The following is a 19,766-nucleotide window of genomic DNA, read 5'->3' on the forward strand; positions in this document are numbered from 1 at the left end:
AGTTCGATTTATTCAACAAAGCCGATATTACCCTATGAACAAACACGTCGCTGCTATGCTGACGATGCTTATTATTCCGTCTGCTTTTGCACAAACACCTTTAACAGACAGCAAAACTATCGTTATTAAACCCAGCGCTCTGGCCGTCGAGATGGTGCCTGATATTGCCTATTCATTTACGCAAAATATCATGGGACGACCGCTCCAGTTAACGATGGATTTGCTCAAGCCTTATGCTGATAAACCGTTACCCGCAGTAGTATTTATTACCGGCGGCGGCTTTCTCGATGCGCCCAAATCAAAATTTATCGGTCAGCGGGTCGATATTGCCCGGGCCGGTTACGTCGTCGCCAGCATTACCTATCGGGTCGTACCCAATGTGACTTTCCCGGGCATGGTTGAAGATGCGAAAACGGCGGTCAGATTTTTACGCGCCAATGCTGAAAAATTAGGCATCGATCCCAACCATATCGCTGTGATGGGCGAGTCGGCGGGTGGGTATTTAGCCGCCATGGTGGGTACCACCAGCGGCCATAAGGAATTCGACCAGGGAGAGTATTCAAATCAAAGCAGCGATGTGCAGGCGGTGGTTGATCTCTATGGCCTGTCCGATCTGACGAAAGTCGGGGCTGACTTTTCCGCGGACATTCAAAAAGCGCATCAGTCACCGGCCATACCAGAGGCGATGCTGGTTAATGGTATTCCCTGGCAAGGCGGTGGCGCGATCTCCGCTTATCCCGAAAAGGCGAAAAGGGCTAATCCCATCACCTGGATTTCGAATAAAACGCCGCCTTTTCTGCTAATGAACGGCGATGCCGACAATGTGGTTTCACCCAGCCAGTCAACGCTTTTACACGAGGCGCTGGTAGCGAAAAAAATACCGTCCACCCATTACGTGGTGAAAGGGGCGGATCACGCAGGTTTGATGTGGTATCAGCCTGAAGTATCAAAAATTATTATTAATTTTTTAGACCAAAATCTCAAAGATAAGCATCAATAATACGTTACAGGAACAGGTAAATAAGATGAAAAAAATATTTTTGTGCTGCGCTGCCGGCATGTCAACGAGCATGGTAATGAATAAAATGAAACAAGCGGCCGCGGCGCAAGGCATTGCTGTCGATATTATTGCTGTTTCAATGGATGATTTTGATCGCACGTTACCAAATTACGATTGCTGTCTTTTAGGGCCGCAGATTAAATATAAATTCGAAGAATTTAACAAAAAGGCCGCTGCGGTGGGCAAGAGAGTCGCCGTTATCGATAGCATGGATTACGGCATGATGCGTGGCGATAAAATTCTTGCTGCGGCGCTGGCGCTGCTGGATGAACCTTCACTTAACAAGTAGGGAAACCGTATGGATATGGAAGCAACCGTCATGGAACTCATCATTAACGCCGGTGAGTCCCGCAGTCTGGCGATGCAGGCGCTGCAAGCCGCCAGAAAAGGAGTGTGGCAGGACGTTGATAGGCTGATGCAGGACGCCGCAGATGCCGCAAAACGCGCGCATGATGTACAAACCATGCTTATCGGTATGGATGAGGGCTGTGGCAAAGTACCGGTTAATCTTATTCTGGTACATGCCCAGGATCATATAATGACCTCTATGCTCGCGCGGGAGTTGATCGCGGAGCTTATTGAGGTTCAGCGCCAGCTGCAACATCGCAACTGATAAAATATGTCGCCGCCGGCACCCTCGGCGGCGACCGCCATCAGATATTCTCCAGACGAATGCCCCGCGTTCTCGGGCCGAAGATCCCCACCGACAGCATCACCATCAGCATACTGACGACGATAAAGCTAATTACTCCCGGCGTGCCGGCGTATTGCAGAATAATGCCGATCAGAATGCTGGTCACCGCGGTCGAGAGCCGGCTGAACGAGTAGCAGAAGCCGACGGCGCGGGCGCGAATATGGGTCGGGAAGACCTCGGCCTGGTAGGCGTGATAGCTGATGGTCAGCCAGGCGTTGGACCAGGTGATCATAAACCCGCAAATCACCAGCAGAATCGGACTGTTTTGCAGAGCGAACAGGGTGCCGAAGATAACGGTCATCAGCGCGGAGAGGACAATCTGCCACTTGTTTTCAAAGCGATGCACGAAGCGGGTGCAGAACAGGCAGCCCAGCGGATAGGCGAGGGTGATAAAGAAGGCGTACAGCAGGCTATGGGTGATGCTGGCGCCCTGACCGGAGAGCAGCGCCGGCAGCCAGTTGCCAAAGCCGAAGAAACCGATCGCCTGGAAGAAGTTCATCACCATCAGCATCAGGGTGCGCTGCCGATACTCCGGCGCCCAGATTTCGCGGAAGGTGCCGCGTTTGACGACGCTCTGTGCCGCATGCGCATGCTTCGGCGACGGCGTCAGGCCGCAGCGGGCTTCCATCTCACACATCACCGTATGCGCGTCATCATGCCGCCCTTTGCTTTCCAGCCAGCGGGCTGACTCCGGTAGCTTTTTGCGGATAAACCAGATCGCCAGCGAGAACAGTGCGCCAAAGATGATCACCCAGCGCCAGCCGCTGAGGCCGAACAGGGTGGTCGGCACCAGCATCCAGGACATCAGCGCCACCGCCGGAACCGAGAGGAACTGGATGAAGAAGGCAAAGGCAAAGGCTTTATTGCGCAGATGGGTTGGCACCCATTCGCTGAGGTAAGTATCAATGGTCACCAGCTCAATGCCGAGGCCGATCCCCACCAGAAAGCGGAAGAAGATCACCCCTTCCGCGCTACTCTGCGTCGCCATCAGCAGCGAAAAAAGACCGTACCAGGCGAGCGCCACCATAAAGGTCAGGCGGCGGCCCAGTTTGTCCGCCAGCGGCGCCAGCAGACTGGCGCCGATAAACAGCCCCATAAAGGTGGCGGAGGCGAAGGCCGCCTGGTCGGCGATGCCGAAGATGCCCGCCTGTCCGGTGTGGAAAATGCCCTCCGCCAGCAGGCCCGCGCTGATATACCCGGTCTGGAAGAGATCGTAGAGCTCAAAGAAGCCGCCAAGTGAGAGCAGGGTAATAAACGACCATAACCCAAATGAGGCGGGCAGCGCATCAATGCGTCCGGTTAAGCTGGCGTGCGGTTGTCCTGGCGAAGCATAGGGCGTTTCGCCGAGAACCTGGGTGGTAGACATGGTGTTGTGTTCCTCAGGAAGAATGGTTTGCCTGCTAATGTTAATTGATTGTTAATAGTTTTAAATTTTTAATCCTTAGCCTTAGCGACATTCTTTAGCGTAAGATCGCGCTGGGGAGACATAAAGATGATATTCATGCTGGTTTTCGCCGCATCCCAGCGACGGAATTGAAGTAAATCACCGCTGACGGCATTTTAGTCGCCTGGCGATGTCACGCTACGCAGGACCCGCGAAAGACAAACTAAACGAATCGTCACCGGCGGCGTTTTCGTGCTTTACCCATCATTACCCCGGGCTATAATGTGCCCACTTTTATTCAGGAGTCATACGTTGGACAGTCACCCTTATTGCGATTTTCCGGCAAGCTAACGCGATCATTTCGCTGCTTGCCGTCCCGGCGGGCAGCAATCTCTCAGTTCCGGATTGCCTCCCTCAATAATTTATGCGCCATTGAGCGCGAGAGGCAGCGTTATGTTTATGTTTTCCAGACCCTTATTTCCTCCACCATCATCCACCGGCTAATCGCCCGGCGCGGCAGAGCGCTACATCTGTAATTTTTGGCTTTCTGTTTTCTGGAGGAAGGCGCGATGGTATTTCCTTATATGACTCATTTACTCGCGGCAATGTTGTTGGGGGCGCTGATCGGCGCGGAAAGACAGTGGCGGCAACGTATGGCCGGTTTACGCACCAATGCCCTGGTGGCCACCGGCGCGGCGGTGTTTATTCTCAGCGCGATGTCGGCCTCGCCGGACAGCCCGGGGCGTATTGCAGCGCAGATCGTCTCCGGTATCGGCTTTCTTGGGGCAGGGGTGATTATGCGCGATGGCATGAACGTCCGCGGCCTCAATACCGCCGCCACGCTGTGGTGTTCGGCCGGGATCGGCGTACTCTGCGGCCTGGGACAGTTCTGGAACGCGACGGCGGCTACGCTGATTATTCTGTGCGCCAATATCCTGCTGCGCGAGGCGGCGCAGCGCATTCATGCCTTGCCGGGGGCCGGTGACGAAGAGAAACGCTATGTCTTACGCGTCACCTGTCTGCGCGAACATGAAAATGCCGTACGTCAGCTGTTGCTGAATATTGCGCAGCAGCAGCGGTTTACCCTGCAGGGATTGCAGTCGGCGGCGGCGGACACCGCGGACCATCTGGAGATTTGCGCGCAGCTGATTAGCCATAAGCAGCACCAAAAAACGCTGGCGCAAATTATGGCGCAGATGGGCGTTCAGCAGAACGTCACATCGGTGCACTGGCGTGTCGGAGAGGCGTAGGGCTGGCGGCGGAGCAGCGGAAACGGCCGCTCGTCGCGCGATTCGCCATCCCGCGGGAAAGCGGCTAGAATGGCCTCCTCGCAGGAGGTTATAAGAATGTTAAATAATGGATGTGTACCCTCGGAATCTGGTCCCACAGAGGTGACGGCTGATTTTCGTTTTACCCGCGTGATGGCCGAGCAGGCGGCGCGGGCGCGTCTGACGCTGGACGACGATCAGCTGTCACTCATCGCCCGCCTTGACGCCCTCGGTCAGCAGTTGGTGTCCACGACAGGCAGGCCGCAGGGGGTATACGTCTGGGGACGTACCGGGCGAGGGAAAAGCTTTATCCTCGACCACTTTTTCGCCAGCCTGCCGCTCGCCGCCAGGCGGCGGGTCCATTTTCATCACTTCTTCCGCGAACTGCACCAGCGGCTGAATGCCCCCGGAGCGCCCGACCTGCAGACGGTGATGAGGCAGATGACATCCGGTTGCCGCCTGCTATGCTTCGACGAATTTCATCTGCATGACCCCGGCGACGCCATGCTGATTAAAGCCTTGCTGGAACATCTCTTTCAACACGGTATCGTGCTGCTGGCCACCTCAAACTACCCACCGGAGATGCTGCTGCCCAATCCGCTGTATCACGATCGCTTTTTACCGTCGATCGCGCTGATCCGCGCCCATCTAACGGTGGTGGCGCTGAACGGCGAGGAGGATTATCGCGAACGGCATCTGAGCCAGGATAACGCCTTCTGCAGCGGGCGGATGTGGGTTAATCCGAATGCACAACAGCGTCAGCTGTATGACCTGCCGTCGCTGCCTGGCGAACCGGTTTCGCTGACGGTAGGCTATCGCACGCTGCTGGCGGCCGCGGCGTCGCCCGCGTTGCTGCACTTCACCTTTACCCAGCTTTGTCAGGCCGCCACGGCGGTGATGGACTATCTGACGCTCTGCGAAAGCTATGCCGTCTGGCTACTGGACGAGGTGCCGCCATTGGCTACGGTGGGGCCGGCGGCCCAGCAGCGCTTTATCAATGTGATTGATGTGCTGTATGAAAAGCAGATCCGCCTGCTGCTGGTGACCCGCTGCGACCTGGAGACGCTGGTGGCAGGGGTGGAACTGGAGGATATTCAACGAACGCGGAGTCGCCTGCAACAGCTGCCGCGGGCGGTATAAGAAAAACGCCCCGGCGGGAGCCGGGGCGAGAGGATTACAGATCGAAGCGGTCGAGGTTCATCACCTTGGTCCAGGCGGCAACGAAGTCATGCACCAGCTTCTGCTGCCCGTCGGCGCAGGCGTACACTTCCGCCAGGGCGCGCAGTACCGAGTTGGAGCCAAACACCAGATCCACGCGGGTGGCGCTGTACTTCGCTTCGCCGGTTTTACGGTCGCTGCCGGTAAACAGCTCCGCGTTATCATCGGCCGCTTTCCAGACGGTAGCCATATCCAGCAGATTAACGAAGAAGTCATTGCTGAGCACGCCGACGCGGTCGGTAAACACCCCGTGTTTGCTGCCGTCGTAGTTCGCGCCCAGTACGCGCAAGCCACCGACCAGCACGGTCATTTCCGGGGCGGTTAGCGTCAGCTGCTGCGCTTTATCGATCAGCAGGGTTTCCGTCGAGACACCGCCTTCGATACGGCGATAGTTGCGGAAGCCATCCGCCAGCGGCTGCAGCAGATCAAACGACTCGACGTCGGTCTGCTCAGGCAGAGCGTCGACGCGGCCTGGGGTAAACGGCACATTAACGCTGACGCCGGCGGCAGCGGCCGCCTGTTCAACGCCGACCACGCCGGCCAGTACGATAATATCGGCCAGCGACGCTTTGCCGGAGGCGCGCTGGATCGCCTGCAGGGTCGGCAGCACCCGGCTGGCGATGGCGTTAACCGGCCAGTCTTTCTGCGGGGCCAGCGCCAGACGCGCGCCGTTAGCGCCGCCGCGTTTATCGCCGCCGCGGAAGGTGGAGGCGGACGCCCAGGCGACCGAGACCAGCTCACTGACCGACAGGCCGGCGCCGGCGATGGCGGTTTTCAGGCTGGCGATATCTTCCGCGCTCGGCTGATGGGTCGCTGCCGGCAGCGGATCCTGCCAAATCAGATCTTCTTTCGGCACTTCCGGCCCGAGGTAACGGGATTTTGGCCCCATATCACGGTGGGTCAGCTTGAACCACGCCCGGGCGAACGCCTCGTTAAAGGCCTGCGGATCGTTGAGGAAGCGGCGGGAGATTTTTTCAAACTCCGGGTCGAAGCGCAGGGTCAGGTCGGTGACCAGCATGGTCGGTTTGCGCTTTTTCTCCGGGTTAAACGGATCCGGGATAATCTCCGGCGCGTCTTTGGCTTCGAACTGGATCGCGCCAGCCGGGCTGCGGGTCTGCACCCATTCGTATTTGAACAGGTTTTCGAAAAAGTAGTTGCTCCACTGGGTGGGCGTCTGCGTCCAGACCACTTCCAGACCGGAGGTGATGGCGTCCGCGCCTGCGCCGCTGCCGTAGCTGGAGTGCCAGCCCAGACCCTGCGCTTCCAGCGGCGCGGCTTCTGGCTCGGCGCCGACGTGGCTGGTTTCTGCGGCGCCGTGGGTTTTGCCCAGCGTATGGCCGCCGGCGATCAGCGCGACGATCTCTTCATCGTCCATCGCCATATTGCCGAAGGTGGCGCGAATGGCCGCCGCGGCGGACAGCGGCTCGCCGCTGGCGTTCGGACCTTCCGGGTTGACATAAATCAGACCCATTTCGGTGGCGCCGATGGCCTGTTTCGCCAGGCTTTCCGGATGACGGTGGGCCAGCCACTCTTTCTCATCGCCCCAGTCGACGTCGAGATCCGGTTCCCAGACGTCTTCGCGACCGGCGCCAAAGCCAAAGGTGCGGAAGCCGGCGTTTTCCAGAGCGACGTTACCCGCCAGCATGTAAAGGTCGGCCCAGGAGATTTTCTGGCCATATTTCTGTTTCACCGGCCACAGCAGACGGCGGGCCTTATCGAGGCTGACGTTGTCAGGCCAGGAGTTCAGGGGGGCAAAGCGCTGCTGTCCACGACCTGCGCCGCCGCGACCGTCAACGGTGCGGTAGGTGCCGGCGCCGTGCCAGGCCATACGAATAAACAAGCCAATATAGCTACCCCAGTCTGCCGGCCACCACTCTTGCGAATCGGTCAGCAGCGCTCTGAGATCAGCCTTCAGCGCGGAGTAATCGAGCTTTTTAAACTCTTCCCTGTAGTTAAAATTCTCACCCAACGGGTTGGAGCGATTGGAGTGCTGGTTTAACAGATCGACACGCAGCTGGTTCGGCCACCAGTCGCGGTTGGCGGTGCCGCTGCCGGCGCTCTGTTTTGGCGTCTCGGCGTGGAAAGGGCACTTCCCGGCGGATGCATTGTTGGATGGGTCGTTAGACGTGCTCATATCAGGCTCCGTTTGCTTTTGTGAATGCCGTTACGATATACACTGCTACCAATAAGCGATATTTGAATGAATCTACGGATTTAATAGCTATTTCCGTTCAATGAAGGGTTAGGCAACCCCCTGGTGGGACCGTGTCGGCCTGGAGATTGAGATTAACCTCATTAGTAACCATAGCCGTAACGAGGCGGCAAAGGAAACGATCCGCGTCAAGCTGGGCGAAGGAATGCTAATTGTTTGAGATATGACAAGTTTTACTACGAATCTCGCATTAGCGCTGCCAGTAGGGCGGCGATCCAAACACGTCGGCAAAATAGTCAATCACTGTCCGCACGTTGAGAGAGGGATGGCGGGTATAAGGATAAATCGCCGCGATATACGATGGCGTGTGGCTGATGGCCGCCGAATAGCGATCCATCAGCGTGACTAATGTCCCGTTGTGCAGCGCCTCGCTGACCATCCAGTCGGGAAATAACACGATCCCCATCCCGCCGATGGCTGAAGTGAGCAGGGCATCGGCATTGTTCGAGGTCATGAGCGGGGTCAACGGATAGTGCACCCATGCCTCTTCGCGCTGGCGAAACAGCCAGCGGTTGGCTCCCTGCGAACCGCCATACACCAGCGTGCGATGTTGATGCAATGCCTCCGGCGAAGTCGGGCTGCCGTACCGTGAAACATACTCCGGGGAGGCGGTCAGGTAATAGCGCTGGCTGCCAAACACTCTGGCGTGATAGCCCGCGTCCGGCAGGCTGCTGATGCGAAAAAGGATATCCGTCGCATCGCGATGGGGATCGATAAAATCGTCGGTCAGCATCAGGTCAAACTGCAGTTTGGGATGCCGGGCCGCCAGTTCCGGAAGCCAGGGGGCGATATGCCGCTGACCAAAATAGACCGGCGCATTGATCCGCACCAGTCCGCCGGGGACCTGTGCCCGATCCTGTAACGCCCGTTGCGCGTCGGCGTACTGTCCCAGCAGTTCCCGGGCGGACGCTGCGAAAAGGCGTCCTGCTTCGGTCGGTACCACGGCACGGGTGTTGCGGTAGAACAGCTGCTGCCCGAGGGCATCTTCCAGCTGCTGGATGGTTCGCGAGATCAGCGAGGGAGAGACCCCTTCGCGGCGGGCCACTACGGAAAAACTCTGGTTATCGTAAACCGCGATGAAAAGCTGAAGGGCGCGAAAATCGACGCTGCTGGCATCGGCCATCTGTGCAATTCCTGCAATAGTGTTTTCTGCATTATACCGTTTATCGCATCAGCACGCTGTTTTATCCTCAGCCGCCTGTTGTACAGAGGAGGCGCAGTAATGGCGTTATTATTCATTTTATTAGTGATTGCCGGCGGCATGGGATTATCGGTCGAGGCCGGCCTGCTGGGGCCGCTGGCGAGCCAGGTGGGGGATCTGTGGGCAACCATGAGCATCTTTGGGATTGGCGCAGTGTTAACCTTTTTTCTGATGCTCTTTTTCAGCCCGCGTAGCAGCCCGTCGTTCTTTTCTCTGCCCGGCTGGCAACTCACCGGCGGTCTGTTGGGGGCGGGGTACGTGGTGATCTTGACCATGGCGACGCCGGTGATTGGTATTGCCATGACCATGATCGGCATCCTGGCGGGTCAGGTGGCGAAAAGCCTGGCGATCGACCATTACGGGTTATTCGGCAGCCCACGGCGCAAAATCGATCCGCGGCGCGCCATGGCGCTGATGTTGATTATGGCGGCGTTACTGCTGGTGGCTCTGGGTTAAGGAGGGGAAATGGATTCGATAGTGATCATTCTGGCACTGTGCGGCGGCGCATTGCTTAGCGTCCAGGCGGCGATAAATGGCCGTCTTGGCAGCCAGGTTGGGGTGCTACGCAGCGCCTTTTTAACCTTCGCCACCGGCGCGCTGGTGACGGGATTGCTGATCCTGTTTTTTGCTCCAGCGACGTCGGTAAACCTGCTACAGGTGCCTAAGTGGCAGCTGCTGGGCGCTTTTTGCGGCGTGCCCTACATCGTCATTATGGTGCTGGCGGTGCAGCGGATAGGCACCGCTACGGCCACCGTGGCGGTGATCTTTGGCCAGCTGACGATGAGCCTGCTGATCGACAACTTTGGCTGGCTGGGCAATAGCACGATGGCGTTCTCGCCGGCGCGACTGGCGGCGGTGATATGTCTGGCCCTCGCGCTGTACTTAATCTACACCTCAGGAAAGTCGGCTACCTCCCACGAGGCGGCCCGCGCAGAACAGTGAGCTGCGCCGACGCGTCGGGCATCGTGAATATAGCCTGACGCGTCACGGGCAAGGTTAAGAATAACGATCCCTCTAACATGCTGAAACATTTCTGCCAGATCATTAGCAACCTTTCAGTAGGGCTGACGCTGCGATAAGGCTATGCTTCCCGGCCGTTACGCCGTTGGCTTTTCCAGTGATTCAGGTGATGTACCGCTAATGCCCCTTTTGAGAGACGAAATTCGCGACCACTCCGCGGAAGAGATGCTGTTTATCCGCCGGGCCGCAATTGCTTTTCTGCTGGTGGTGGTCTGCTTTGGCGTGCTGATCGTTAACCTCTACCATCTGCAGGTGGAGCAGCACGATTTTTACCAGACCCGGTCAAACCAGAACGACATCAAAATGCTGCCCATCGCCCCCAGCCGCGGGCTGATATTCGATCGCAACGGCATTCCGCTGGTGCAGAATATCACCCTGTATCGCCTGCAGGTGATCCCGAGCAAAATTCCCGATATGGCCGCGCTGTTGCAGCAGCTGACGCCTATCGTCGACCTGACGCCGGATGACATCGCCAGCTTTCGCGACGATATGCACCACACCAGCCGCTACAAAGCGGTCACCCTCAAGTCAGACCTCAGCGATGTGGAGGTGGCCCGCTTCGCGGTCAACGAATTCCGTTTCCCCGGCGTGACGGTGGAGAGCTACCAACAACGGGAATACCCCTACGGCGCAGAGCTGGCGCACGTGGTGGGCTATGTGTCGAAAATCAACGACAGCGATCTGCAGCGGCTGGCGAAAAACGGCGAAGAGGAGAACTACGCCGCCGACCGCAATATCGGTAAGCAGGGCATCGAGGGCTATTATGAAAAAGCGCTCCACGGCACCACCGGCTATCAGGAAGTGGAGGTGGATAACCACGGCCGGGTGGTGCGTCTACTGAAAGAGGTGCCGCCGGTGGCCGGAAAAAACCTCTATCTGACTCTCGACCTTCATCTCCAGCAGTATATTGAGTCGGTGCTGAAGGGACAGCGGGCGGCGGTGGTGGTGGTCGACCCGCGGGATGGCGGCGTGCTGGCGATGGTCTCCAGTCCCAGCTACGATCCTAATCCGTTCGTCAAAGGTATCGGCTATCAGGCCTATAAATCGCTGCTGGAGAATCCGGACCGGCCGCTGATCAACCGCGTCACCCAGGGGCTATATCCTCCGGCTTCGACGGTCAAACCCTATATGGCGCTGTCGGCGCTCTCCGCTGGGGTCATCACCCCGAACACCACCTTCTTCGGGGCGCCGACGTGGACGCTGCCGGGCACGCAACGCCGCTACCGCGACTGGCTGAAAACCGGCCACGGCATGCTCAACGTGACTAAAGCCATCGAAGAGTCAGCGGATACCTTTTTCTATCAGGTCGCCTTCGAGATGGGCATTGACCGGATCCATGAATGGCTGAGCAAGTTCGGCTACGGCCAGTCCACCGGCATCGACCTTAATGAGGAGTACGCCGGGGTGCTGCCCAGCCGGGAGTGGAAACAGCGGGTGCATAAAAAGCCCTGGTATCAGGGGGACACCATCTCGGTCGGCATCGGCCAGGGGTACTGGATCGCCACCCCGATCCAGATGGTGAAGGCGCTTACCACTCTGCTGAACAATGGTAAGGTACAGGATCCGCATCTGCTCTATTCGATGAAGCAGGGCAACCATGTGGAACGTTATCAGCAGCCGGCGAACCTGCCGCAGGTGGGTGACCCGAAATCCCCGTACTGGGGCATTGTGCGCAACGGCATGTATGGGATGGCGAATCAGCCCAACGGCACCGGCTATAAGCTGTTTCATACTGCGCCGTATCAGATCGCGGCGAAGTCCGGGACCTCGCAGGTCTTTAGCCTGAAGCAAAACCAGACCTATAACGCCAAAATGATCCCGGTGCGTCTGCGCGACCATATCTTCTACACCCTGTTTGCCCCTTATCAGCATCCGAAGGTGGCGATGGCGCTGATTCTGGAGAACGGCGGCGGGGATGGGGTGGTGGCCGGACCGACGGCGCGCGCCATCCTGGACCATATTTTTGTCCCGCAGCAGGCATCTTCGGCGGCAGCCGATGTGCCGCAGCGTGACAGCGCCGATGCCCAGTAAGCGACAGGACTTATTCCGCAGGCGCATCGTCCATAGTAATTGGTTATTTGTCCCATCGTCTTCCCGGCGGCATAGTGTTTTACGGGAACATGACCCGGAGCGAGGAGGAAAGGTGACACGTAACCGATTACTGCTGGTCCAGACCGGCACGCCGCCGACGGCCATTCGCCAGGCGCATGGCGATCTGCCGCGCTGGTTTCGCACGCTGCTGGCGCCGTGGCAGATGCAGCTCACCACGGTGCGGGTGTTTGAAGATGAACCGCTGCCGACGCCGGATAACCAGACCATAGCGGTGCTGACCGGCTCGTGGGCGATGGTAACCGATCGTTTGGCGTGGAGCGAACGGACCGCCGACTGGATCCGGCAGGCGGTGGCTATCGACATGCCGCTGTTCGGCGTTTGTTATGGTCATCAGCTGATGGCCCATGCCCTGGGGAGCGAGGTGGCGTATCATCCTGGCGGGCGGGAAAGCGGCAGCCAAACCATTACGCTGTCGCCGTGGGGTATAGATGATCCGCTGCTGATCGGCCTGCCGGCCACATTTCCTGCGCATCTGAGCCATTTGCAAACCGTGACTCGTCTGCCGGAAGGGGCCACGGTGCTGGCCGCGTCCGCCCACGATACCCACCAGATTGTGCGCTATGGGCCGCACGCGGTCTCTACGCAATTTCACCCGGAATTTACCGCGCCGATAGCCCGTTCGCTGATCCGCCACCGGGAGGCGGTGCTGCAGGCGGAAGGTATTGACGCGCAGCGGTTACACGACGAGGTGCAGGAGAGCCCGCAGGGCGCGGCGATCCTTACGCGCTTCGTCAGCGCCTTTCTGACCCCGGATGCCCCCGGCCATTAATCCCCTGTCGTGAACAGCACCTGCCAGCGGCGACGCCGGCGGGTCATTTCGCGTGCCAGATCGGCCACCTCTGCAACGCGCAGCGCGTCAACCGCCTGCGGCGTTAGCTCTGGTAAACCATACTCCTGACGCAGGGCGGACAGCGCCCGCGCCTCTGGCGGCCTGCTGGCGCGGATCTGAGCGGCCAGGCGCTGCTGTAGCGGTCTGAAGGTCGCCTCATCCATGGGGGCCAGCTGGCGCAGAAAGTCTTTACCACAGCGCAGCAATTCCCCGGCGCGGCGATCCGGGGACTGGAGCGCCATCAGCAGCCCGTCGCGATCGGCGACCCGCTGATAGCGGCAGCTCACCACATAGCCAATCTGCTGCTCCACCCGCAGGCGCTGGAAAAATAGCGGCTCACAATGCTGCGCCAGCAGCCGCAGGGCCGCCAGCGAGGCGCCATCCGGCAGCGGAATAAAGACCAGCAGCGCCGTATCGCCTCCCGGATAAACCAGACGTTCGACGCCGCGGCGGCAGGGCGCCGGAGCGGGCATCGGCGGATTAACCGGGGCGGTAATCAGGCTCAGCTGAAGCGCTACCCACTGCGCATCTTCTGCGCTGCCGCCGGCCAGGGCCGACAGCCAACCTTCCTGATGCCCGGATGTACCCAGCCGTTCGGGGAGTTGAGCCATGAGATGACGGATAGCGATACTTTCCGGCGGTGGGGTCGGCGAGGCGACCGGGAGCGCGAGCTGCCGCAGGATGGCCTGCAGGATCGCCTCCGGCCGTCGGCCGGCCTCCGGCAGCTGGAGGGTCAACTGCCAGCTGCCGTCGAACAGATGCCACTCGCCGTGTCCCCCGGCATGGCGCAGGGCGGCAAGCAGTGGGCGCAGCTGTTCCCCACGCGCCAGCCCCTCGGCCTGATCGGGCGAGCAGTAGAAGGGCGGTCGCAGCAGGAGCCTCGGCGGATCTCCCGGTGACGGGAGGTGGAGCAGCGGCGCGGCTTTCTCCGGGCATTTGGCAACGAGATCGCCAGCGGCCTGCGGATAAAAAGCGAACGCCAGCGCCGGGTCAGACTCAGGGCGGCGGCGCCAGCGGCTAAGCGGCAGGCTAAAGCCCTGGGTGGCAACAGGCTCCCCTGGGGAAACGGTTTGACAGGCCAGGCTGACCGACGGGGCGGCCTGCAGGGCGGCGCAAAAATCGGCGAACCCGGCGGGCGGCGCGCCGGGGGCAAAGCCGAATGCCCGCTGGCGCAGCTGATCGAGAGGCGACAGCGCCTGAAAGCGGCGCCGGGATAGCTGATAGTAGTGTAGCTGCTGCTCAGGTGTCGTTTGCTGTAGCGCCTGCAGCCAGTGGGTTATCTGCCGGTCGACCTCTTCCGGCCGGTCGCTGGCGAAGACCAGCGCCAGCCAGCCGAGGTGCCGATCCTGATACAGCCAGTTCAGCGCCACATCCCCGGCCAGCCGGCGCTGGCGCAGGCCGGCCATCAGGCTGCCGGGGACTTCATCCAGCAAAAACTCGCGCAGTAACGTGACGTTGTCACTTAAAGCGATCAGCGGGCAGCGCCACAGCGCGGGCTGGCTGGAGACCGCCAGCTGCAGTGCAGTGAACTCGCCCAGGCGCAGCGGCGGCGCCGGCGGCGGAGCCTCGCCTGCGGCAAGCCCGGCGGCGAAACGGGCCGCCAGCTCGCCGAGCGCCTCCAGCGACTGCGGCCCCTGCAGCCAGAGCTGCATTCGCCGGGCGACGTAATGGGTGCGGTGAAAATCGCCTAAGGCGGCCTGCAGCGCAGCGAGATCGCCCGCCAGCGCGTCGGCGCTGCCTACCTGAAAGCGGCGAAAGGCCGCGGGCGCGCTGGCGGCGTGGCGCACCGCGGCTTCCCGGCGCGATGGCTCATGCTGCTGGATCAGGCGGTACTCGGCGTCAATCACCGCCACTTCGCGCTGAATATCTTCCCTGAGCAGCAGCGGGGCCTGCAGCATCTCCTGTAGACGCGCGACGCCGTCAGCCAGAGCATCGGCGGCAACCTCGAAAAAGAACGCGCTATGGCGAGCCAGGGTGGTGGCATTCACGCTTCCGCCCTGGCGCTGCACCCAGCCCATCAGTCGGTCATCATCCTGGTAGCGCTCTCCGCCGTAAAACAGCAGATGTTCCAGCAGGTGCGCCAGCCCAGGGAAGCGCGACGGTTCGTGGTGGCTGCCGGCGGCGACCCGCGCAAGGGCCGCCGCGCGATCCGCCTGCGGCTGATGGACCAGGGTGGCCTGCAGGCCGCCCGGCAAAGTGAGGGTGCGGGTCGCCAGCGTCATTACAGGTCCCGGGTTTGGTAGATCAGCTGCGAGCGGGTACGGTTGCGGAACTGCAGCTGGCTGACTTTTATGTCGCTGCAGGCCGCTTCGCGCCGGGCCTCGAGGATTTTGTGATGATGCGGGGATTTGCTGCACACCGGGTCGGCGTTATCGGCGCTGCCGGTCAGCATAAAGGCCTGGCAGCGGCAGCCGCCGAAGTCCTTCTCTTTTTCATCACAGGAGCGGCACGGCTCCGGCATCCAGTCATACCCGCGGTAGCGATTGAAGCCGAATGAGTCATACCAGATCGATTCCAGACTCTGCTCCAGCACCGACGGAAACGCCACCGGCAGCTGGCGCGCGCTGTGGCAAGGCAGGGCGGTGCCTTCCGGGGTGACGCTGAGGAAAATCGATCCCCAGCCGCCCATGCAGCCTTTCGGCCGCTCTTCGTAATAGTCCGGGGTGACGAACAGCAGGTTGGTGAGGTTGCCGCTGGCGGCCATTTTCTGCCGGTAGTCAGCGACCACCTGCTCGGCGCGGGCGATCTGTTCCCGGGTCGGCAGCAGCCCTTCGCGATTAAGAAACGCCCACCCGTAGAACTGGCAGGTGGCCAGCTCAACGTCATCGGCTTCCAGCTCAATGCACAGCTCGATAATTTTATCGAGCTGGTCGATGTTGTGCCGGTGGAGAACGAAGTTGAGCACCATCGGGTAGTCGCGCGCTTTCACGGCTTTGGCCATGGCCAGCTTCTGCTGGAAGGCTTTTTTGTTGCCGGCCAGCGCGGCGTTGAGCACTTCATCGCTGGCCTGGAAGCTAATCTGGATATGGTCCAGCCCGGCCTCGCTGAAGGCGTCCAGTTTGCTCTCCGTCAGCCCTATCCCGGAGGTGATCAGGTTGGTATAGAACCCGAGGTCGCGCGCGGCGCGGATCAGCTCCGGCAGATCTTTACGGGTCAGCGGCTCGCCGCCGGAAAAGCCCAGCTGAACGCTGCCCATCGCCCGCGCCTGGCGAAAGACCTCGATCCATTGTTCGGTGGTCAGCTCCTTATCCTGCCGGGCGAAGTCCAGCGGATTGGAACAGTAGGGACACTGCAGCGGGCAGCGGTAGGTCAGCTCTGCCAGCAGCCACAGCGGCGGATTGACGGTGGGTTTACTCTGGCTCACGGCAGGTGATCCACTTCTGTTGACAGGCGATCTGCAGGAACTCGATGACGTCGTCATCGACGCCGCCTGCTTCCGGGAAACGTTCATTAAGCATGGCGATAATCGCCGCGACGTCGCGCCGGCCATCGACCAGCTCGAGGATCGCCGCGGCGGTCTCATTGAGTTTGGCCATACCCTCCGGATAGAGGATCACATGGCTCTCCTGGGCGGCTTCCCACTGCAGTCGGTAGCCGCGACGAAAGGCAACGATGGACGTTTTCTGCATGATTACACCAGTCGGGTCGTGTGCCAGGCCGCCTTGTCGGTGACCGTGTGATAGGGCGGGCGCTGCAGGGCATAGGCCATGGTCATGGCATCGAGCATCGACCACAGAATGTCGAGCTTAAACTGCAGGATCTCCAGCATCCGGTTCTGTTTTTCAGCGCTGTCGCAGTAGGCCTTCGCCAGCGCCAGGCCATGCTCAACGTCGCGGTTAGCCTGGCTCAGACGACTGCGGAAGTAAAAGTAGCCTTCCTCTTTGATCCATGGATAGTGCTGCGGCCAGCTGTCGAGGCGCGACTGATGGATCTGCGGGGCGAACAGCTCGGTCAGGGAGCTGCAGGCCGCCTCCTGCCAGCAGGCGCGACGAGCGAAATTAAGATAGGCATCCACTGCGAAGCGCACGCCGGGCAGCACGTGACGCTCGCTGAGCAGATCGTCGCGGCTTAAACCGACCGCTTCCCCCAGCCGCAGCCAGGCTTCAATCCCGCCGTCCTCGCCGTGGCTGCCGTCGTGGTCGAGGATCCGCTGCACCCATTTGCGCCGGGTTTGCGCATCCGGGCAGTTGGCCATAATCGCCGCGTCTTTCAGCGGAATAGTGGTCTGGTAATAAAACCGGTTCGCCACCCAACCCTGAATTTGCTCGCGGGTCGCGTCGCCGTTATGCATGGCGATGTGGTAAGGGTGGTGAATATGGTAGAAGGCGCCTTTAGCCCGCAGAGCCTCTTCAAAGGCCTGCGGCGACAGCGTGTCAGTGATCAGCATGCGGTATCCTGAAGGGTGATTGCCATCCCGTCCCAGCTCACTTCGATCCCCTGTTGCGTTAGCGCCTGGCGCTGGGGAGACTGCTCGTTAAGGATCGGGTTGGTGTTATTAATATGAATGAGAATTTTGCGTTTTGCCGGCAGGGAGGCCAGCAGGGCCATCATCCCGTGCTCATCGCCGAGCGCCAGGTGGCCCATATCGCGCCCGGTATTGCGCCCGACGCCGGCGGCCTGCAGCTCGTCATCCTGCCAGACGGTGCCATCGATCAGCAGACAGTCCGCTTTTTGCAGCCACGGCAGAAGGGTTTCATCCGGCTCACCCAGCCCCGGGGCATAGAACAGCGTCTGCCCGTTGCGGCGGTTTTCGATAAACAGCGCCACGTTATGACCCGGCAGCGGCCGGTCGCGATACGGCGAATAGGGCGGCGCGTTGCTGGCGATAGGCACCGCGGTAAACTGCAAATCAGGACAGGCGTCAACGGTAAAAGGCTGCTGCGGAGCGATGGGATGATGCACCAGGCCGCCGTTCCAGTGCCGCAGCATGGTAAACACCGGGAAGCCGGTGGAGAGATCCTCATGAACCTCCGGGGTGCACCAGACCTGATGTGGGCAGCCTTCCCGCAGGCTCAGCAACCCGGTTGTGTGGTCGATCTGGCTGTCGGTGAGAATAATGCCGCCGATATGCGTTCCGCGCAGTACGCCGGCTTTATTTAACTCGGGGGTATGGGCAATCTGCTGGCTGATATCCGGCGAGGCGTTGCACAGCACCCACTCTTTACCGTTGTCGCTGACGATAATTGACGACTGGGTGCGGGGGGCAGCCTGAATGGTGCCATCGCGCAGACCCTGACAGTTGGCGCAGTTGCAGTTCCATTGCGGGAAACCGCCGCCGGCGGCGGAACCGAGGACTTTAATGAACATGAAGACGGACCGGGTAATGAATGAAGGTGCCCGCGCGAACGGCGGGCGGGGCGATTAACGGTTAGAAATGTACAGCGTCACTTCCAGACCGAGACGTAAATCGATAAAAGCAGGTTTCTTCCACATGTTTTGTTCCTCTTAAAAATGACTACAGGCCTCACGGATAATGGTGGATCTGTGACGGCTGCCGCATATTGCGCTTCACCGGGAGAGAGATCAACCCGGAATCTGTAAGGAATTAACTTTATGTTTACAATATAACCTATTGTTGCCAAACATTTTTTAATACCCGTAGCCAGTTACGCCACAGCAGCTTATCCAGCACCAATTGATCATAGCCGCTAGCGCGCAACGTATTGATAAGCCGCGGTAAGCCGGCCACATCGCCCAGCTCGTCCGGCAGGGTGATGCCGTCAAAATCCGAGCCAAGGGCCACATGATCCTCACCCATTATGTTAATAAGATAGTCGATATGCCGGACAATGGTGGTTAAGGGCGTGTCGCTATCGCGCCGGCCGTCGGCGCGCAGGAAAGCATTGCCGAAATTGACGCCCACCACGCCGCCGCTGTCGCGGATCGCCCGCAGTTGCTGGTCGGTCAGATTGCGCGGCTGCGGGCACAGGGCGTGGGCATTGGAGTGGGTGGCCACCAGCGGTGACGTCGAGTGATGGGCGGTATCCCAGAACGCTTTTTCATTCATATGAGACACGTCCATCTGCATCTTCAAGGCATTGGCCTGCTTAATCAGATCGATACCTGCCGCTGTCAGTCCAGGCCCAGTGTCCGGGCTACCGGGAAACGAACCGTTAACGCCGCTGCCGAAGCGGTTCGCAATATTCCAGAACGGACCAATGCTGCGGACCCCGGCGGCATAAAAGGCCTGCAGGTCGCGGCCCTCGCCATCAAAACCTCCGGCACCCTCAATATGCGCCACCATCGCCAGTACCTTATTCTCGCGGCAGCGCTCGATATCCGCCGCGCTCAGACACAATCTCAAGCGTCCAGCGGAGTGGGCGATAAGTTGCTTCAGGATGGCCAGTTGCTGCCAGAGGATATCGATCGGATCCCATCGTTGGCTGGCGTATTGCGGCGTCATACGGGCAATATATTCCTGCGGTGGCACGAATAGCGCGAATAGCCCGCCGGCAAATCCGCCTTGCAGCATGCGCGGATAGTCGAGATGGCCGTTCTCTATCCCGGCAAAGAAGGCGCTCACCGGATCCGCGCGATGGTGAAGCCAGAGATTCAGCAGCAGGTCATTGTGACCATCAAAAATCGCCATAGCGGGTTCCTGCGTTCTCAAGTGGTGAAAAATGCCTGCCACGGTAACGGATTTATCTCCCGGGGCAAGCATAAATTCACATGCCCGCAACAATTGCCAACCTCGACTTTGTATCACACTGTATCTCGCGGCGCAGCGCTGACATTAAGAGATAAAAATGGCCCCGGTCGGGCACATGG

General features: G+C 59.8%; 18 protein-coding genes and 1 pseudogene. 9 read left to right on the forward strand and 10 right to left on the reverse strand.

The window, feature by feature from the left end:
* The first annotated feature begins 34 nt into the window (after nucleotides 1-34).
* The 3 genes and pseudogenes from ACR809_RS12230 to ACR809_RS12240 all read left to right on the forward strand — a co-directional run bounded on the left by ACR809_RS12230 (nucleotide 35) and on the right by ACR809_RS12240 (nucleotide 1,673).
* A pseudogene (locus ACR809_RS12230) lies at nucleotides 35-990 on the forward strand (alpha/beta hydrolase fold domain-containing protein).
* A 35-nt stretch (nucleotides 991-1,025) separates the two neighbouring features.
* Nucleotides 1,026-1,349: a PTS sugar transporter subunit IIB gene (locus tag ACR809_RS12235; RefSeq protein WP_004180042.1), complete on the forward strand. Its 324-nt coding sequence runs from the start codon at nucleotides 1,026-1,028 to the stop codon at nucleotides 1,347-1,349.
* A gap of 9 nt (nucleotides 1,350-1,358) precedes the next feature.
* A complete protein-coding gene (locus tag ACR809_RS12240; RefSeq protein WP_004180041.1) occupies nucleotides 1,359-1,673 on the forward strand; it encodes a PTS lactose/cellobiose transporter subunit IIA in 315 nt (104 codons plus the stop codon).
* A 40-nt stretch (nucleotides 1,674-1,713) separates the two neighbouring features.
* Here the strand turns inward: ACR809_RS12240 and ACR809_RS12245 are convergent, their stop codons facing one another.
* Nucleotides 1,714-3,120: an MFS transporter gene (locus ACR809_RS12245; RefSeq protein WP_004151891.1), complete on the reverse strand. Its 1,407-nt coding sequence runs from the start codon at nucleotides 3,118-3,120 to the stop codon at nucleotides 1,714-1,716.
* A gap of 587 nt (nucleotides 3,121-3,707) precedes the next feature.
* On the opposite strand from ACR809_RS12245, the gene ACR809_RS12250 reads away from it, so the two are divergent.
* Together ACR809_RS12250 and zapE are read left to right on the forward strand one after the other, a co-directional pair.
* Nucleotides 3,708-4,388, forward strand: a complete 681-nt coding sequence (locus ACR809_RS12250; RefSeq protein WP_002906011.1) for an MgtC family protein — start codon at nucleotides 3,708-3,710, stop codon at nucleotides 4,386-4,388.
* Nucleotides 4,389-4,484: 96 nt separating this feature from the next.
* Nucleotides 4,485-5,546 (forward strand): cell division protein ZapE, encoded by a 1,062-nt coding sequence (gene zapE / locus ACR809_RS12255; RefSeq protein ID WP_004153572.1) that lies wholly within the window; start codon nucleotides 4,485-4,487, stop codon nucleotides 5,544-5,546.
* Nucleotides 5,547-5,580: 34 nt separating this feature from the next.
* On the opposite strand, the gene katG is transcribed toward zapE, so the two are convergent.
* Complete coding sequence (gene katG / locus ACR809_RS12260; RefSeq protein WP_004176050.1) at nucleotides 5,581-7,758, reverse strand: catalase/peroxidase HPI; 2,178 nt, start codon at nucleotides 7,756-7,758, stop codon at nucleotides 5,581-5,583.
* Nucleotides 7,759-8,026: 268 nt separating this feature from the next.
* Nucleotides 8,027-8,959: a LysR family transcriptional regulator gene (locus tag ACR809_RS12265; RefSeq protein ID WP_004184162.1), complete on the reverse strand. Its 933-nt coding sequence runs from the start codon at nucleotides 8,957-8,959 to the stop codon at nucleotides 8,027-8,029.
* 99 nt (nucleotides 8,960-9,058) lie between these two features.
* Between ACR809_RS12265 and ACR809_RS12270 the strand changes: the two genes are divergently transcribed.
* The 4 genes from ACR809_RS12270 to ACR809_RS12285 all read left to right on the forward strand — a co-directional run bounded on the left by ACR809_RS12270 (nucleotide 9,059) and on the right by ACR809_RS12285 (nucleotide 12,938).
* Nucleotides 9,059-9,493, forward strand: coding sequence for a DMT family transporter (locus ACR809_RS12270; RefSeq protein WP_004143693.1), 435 nt, complete (start codon nucleotides 9,059-9,061; stop codon nucleotides 9,491-9,493).
* 9 nt (nucleotides 9,494-9,502) lie between these two features.
* On the forward strand, nucleotides 9,503-9,979 hold the full coding sequence (locus tag ACR809_RS12275; RefSeq protein WP_122051285.1) for a DMT family transporter: 477 nt from the start codon (nucleotides 9,503-9,505) through the stop codon (nucleotides 9,977-9,979).
* A gap of 198 nt (nucleotides 9,980-10,177) precedes the next feature.
* A complete protein-coding gene (gene mrdA / locus ACR809_RS12280) occupies nucleotides 10,178-12,088 on the forward strand; it encodes a penicillin-binding protein 2 (RefSeq protein WP_002905759.1) in 1,911 nt (636 codons plus the stop codon).
* Nucleotides 12,089-12,200: 112 nt separating this feature from the next.
* The gene (locus tag ACR809_RS12285; RefSeq protein ID WP_122051286.1) at nucleotides 12,201-12,938 is read left to right on the forward strand and encodes a glutamine amidotransferase; all 738 of its coding nucleotides are present in this window, start codon (nucleotides 12,201-12,203) and stop codon (nucleotides 12,936-12,938) included.
* Here the strand turns inward: ACR809_RS12285 and pqqF are convergent.
* The 7 genes from pqqF to ACR809_RS12320 form a co-directional block, all read right to left on the reverse strand.
* Complete coding sequence (gene pqqF / locus ACR809_RS12290; RefSeq protein WP_122051287.1) at nucleotides 12,935-15,220, reverse strand: pyrroloquinoline quinone biosynthesis protein PqqF; 2,286 nt, start codon at nucleotides 15,218-15,220, stop codon at nucleotides 12,935-12,937. The two genes, ACR809_RS12285 and pqqF, sit on opposite strands and share 4 nt — an antisense overlap.
* The gene (gene pqqE / locus ACR809_RS12295; RefSeq protein WP_004184158.1) at nucleotides 15,220-16,362 is read right to left on the reverse strand and encodes a pyrroloquinoline quinone biosynthesis protein PqqE; all 1,143 of its coding nucleotides are present in this window, start codon (nucleotides 16,360-16,362) and stop codon (nucleotides 15,220-15,222) included. Before pqqE ends, pqqF begins: the two co-directional genes overlap by 1 nt.
* On the reverse strand, nucleotides 16,349-16,627 hold the full coding sequence (gene pqqD, locus ACR809_RS12300) for a pyrroloquinoline quinone biosynthesis peptide chaperone PqqD (RefSeq protein ID WP_004143686.1): 279 nt from the start codon (nucleotides 16,625-16,627) through the stop codon (nucleotides 16,349-16,351). The genes pqqE and pqqD overlap by 14 nt, the downstream gene beginning before the upstream one ends.
* Nucleotides 16,628-16,629: 2 nt before the next feature.
* Complete coding sequence (gene pqqC / locus ACR809_RS12305; protein ID WP_004143685.1) at nucleotides 16,630-17,385, reverse strand: pyrroloquinoline-quinone synthase PqqC; 756 nt, start codon at nucleotides 17,383-17,385, stop codon at nucleotides 16,630-16,632.
* On the reverse strand, nucleotides 17,379-18,305 hold the full coding sequence (pqqB, locus tag ACR809_RS12310; RefSeq protein ID WP_004148467.1) for a pyrroloquinoline quinone biosynthesis protein PqqB: 927 nt from the start codon (nucleotides 18,303-18,305) through the stop codon (nucleotides 17,379-17,381). Before pqqB ends, pqqC begins: the two co-directional genes overlap by 7 nt.
* A gap of 54 nt (nucleotides 18,306-18,359) precedes the next feature.
* The gene (gene pqqA, locus ACR809_RS12315; RefSeq protein ID WP_002905689.1) at nucleotides 18,360-18,431 is read right to left on the reverse strand and encodes a pyrroloquinoline quinone precursor peptide PqqA; all 72 of its coding nucleotides are present in this window, start codon (nucleotides 18,429-18,431) and stop codon (nucleotides 18,360-18,362) included.
* Between the two features lie 136 nt (nucleotides 18,432-18,567).
* The gene (locus tag ACR809_RS12320) at nucleotides 18,568-19,587 is read right to left on the reverse strand and encodes a dipeptidase (RefSeq protein ID WP_004891758.1); all 1,020 of its coding nucleotides are present in this window, start codon (nucleotides 19,585-19,587) and stop codon (nucleotides 18,568-18,570) included.
* Nucleotides 19,588-19,766 lie beyond the last annotated feature (179 nt).

Origin of the sequence: Klebsiella sp. CD33 (assembly GCF_051992865.1) — a bacterium.
Lineage (GTDB): Bacteria > Pseudomonadota > Gammaproteobacteria > Enterobacterales > Enterobacteriaceae > Klebsiella > Klebsiella pneumoniae.

Bases quoted from the DNA above. Each gene is read 5' to 3' on its own strand.
- ACR809_RS12235 (WP_004180042.1), top strand. From the start codon at position 1,026: ATGAAAAAAATATTTTTGTGCTGCGCTGCCGGCATGTCAACGAGCATG.
- ACR809_RS12240 (WP_004180041.1), top strand. From the start codon at position 1,359: ATGGATATGGAAGCAACCGTCATGGAACTCATCATTAACGCCGGTGAG.
- ACR809_RS12245 (WP_004151891.1), bottom strand. From the start codon at position 3,120: ATGTCTACCACCCAGGTTCTCGGCGAAACGCCCTATGCTTCGCCAGGA.
- ACR809_RS12250 (WP_002906011.1), top strand. From the start codon at position 3,708: ATGGTATTTCCTTATATGACTCATTTACTCGCGGCAATGTTGTTGGGG.
- zapE (WP_004153572.1), top strand. From the start codon at position 4,485: ATGTTAAATAATGGATGTGTACCCTCGGAATCTGGTCCCACAGAGGTG.
- katG (WP_004176050.1), bottom strand. From the start codon at position 7,758: ATGAGCACGTCTAACGACCCATCCAACAATGCATCCGCCGGGAAGTGC.
- ACR809_RS12265 (WP_004184162.1), bottom strand. From the start codon at position 8,959: ATGGCCGATGCCAGCAGCGTCGATTTTCGCGCCCTTCAGCTTTTCATC.
- ACR809_RS12270 (WP_004143693.1), top strand. From the start codon at position 9,059: ATGGCGTTATTATTCATTTTATTAGTGATTGCCGGCGGCATGGGATTA.
- ACR809_RS12275 (WP_122051285.1), top strand. From the start codon at position 9,503: ATGGATTCGATAGTGATCATTCTGGCACTGTGCGGCGGCGCATTGCTT.
- mrdA (WP_002905759.1), top strand. From the start codon at position 10,178: ATGCCCCTTTTGAGAGACGAAATTCGCGACCACTCCGCGGAAGAGATG.
- pqqF (WP_122051287.1), bottom strand. From the start codon at position 15,220: ATGACGCTGGCGACCCGCACCCTCACTTTGCCGGGCGGCCTGCAGGCC.
- pqqD (WP_004143686.1), bottom strand. From the start codon at position 16,627: ATGCAGAAAACGTCCATCGTTGCCTTTCGTCGCGGCTACCGACTGCAG.
- pqqC (WP_004143685.1), bottom strand. From the start codon at position 17,385: ATGCTGATCACTGACACGCTGTCGCCGCAGGCCTTTGAAGAGGCTCTG.
- pqqB (WP_004148467.1), bottom strand. From the start codon at position 18,305: ATGTTCATTAAAGTCCTCGGTTCCGCCGCCGGCGGCGGTTTCCCGCAA.
- ACR809_RS12320 (WP_004891758.1), bottom strand. From the start codon at position 19,587: ATGGCGATTTTTGATGGTCACAATGACCTGCTGCTGAATCTCTGGCTT.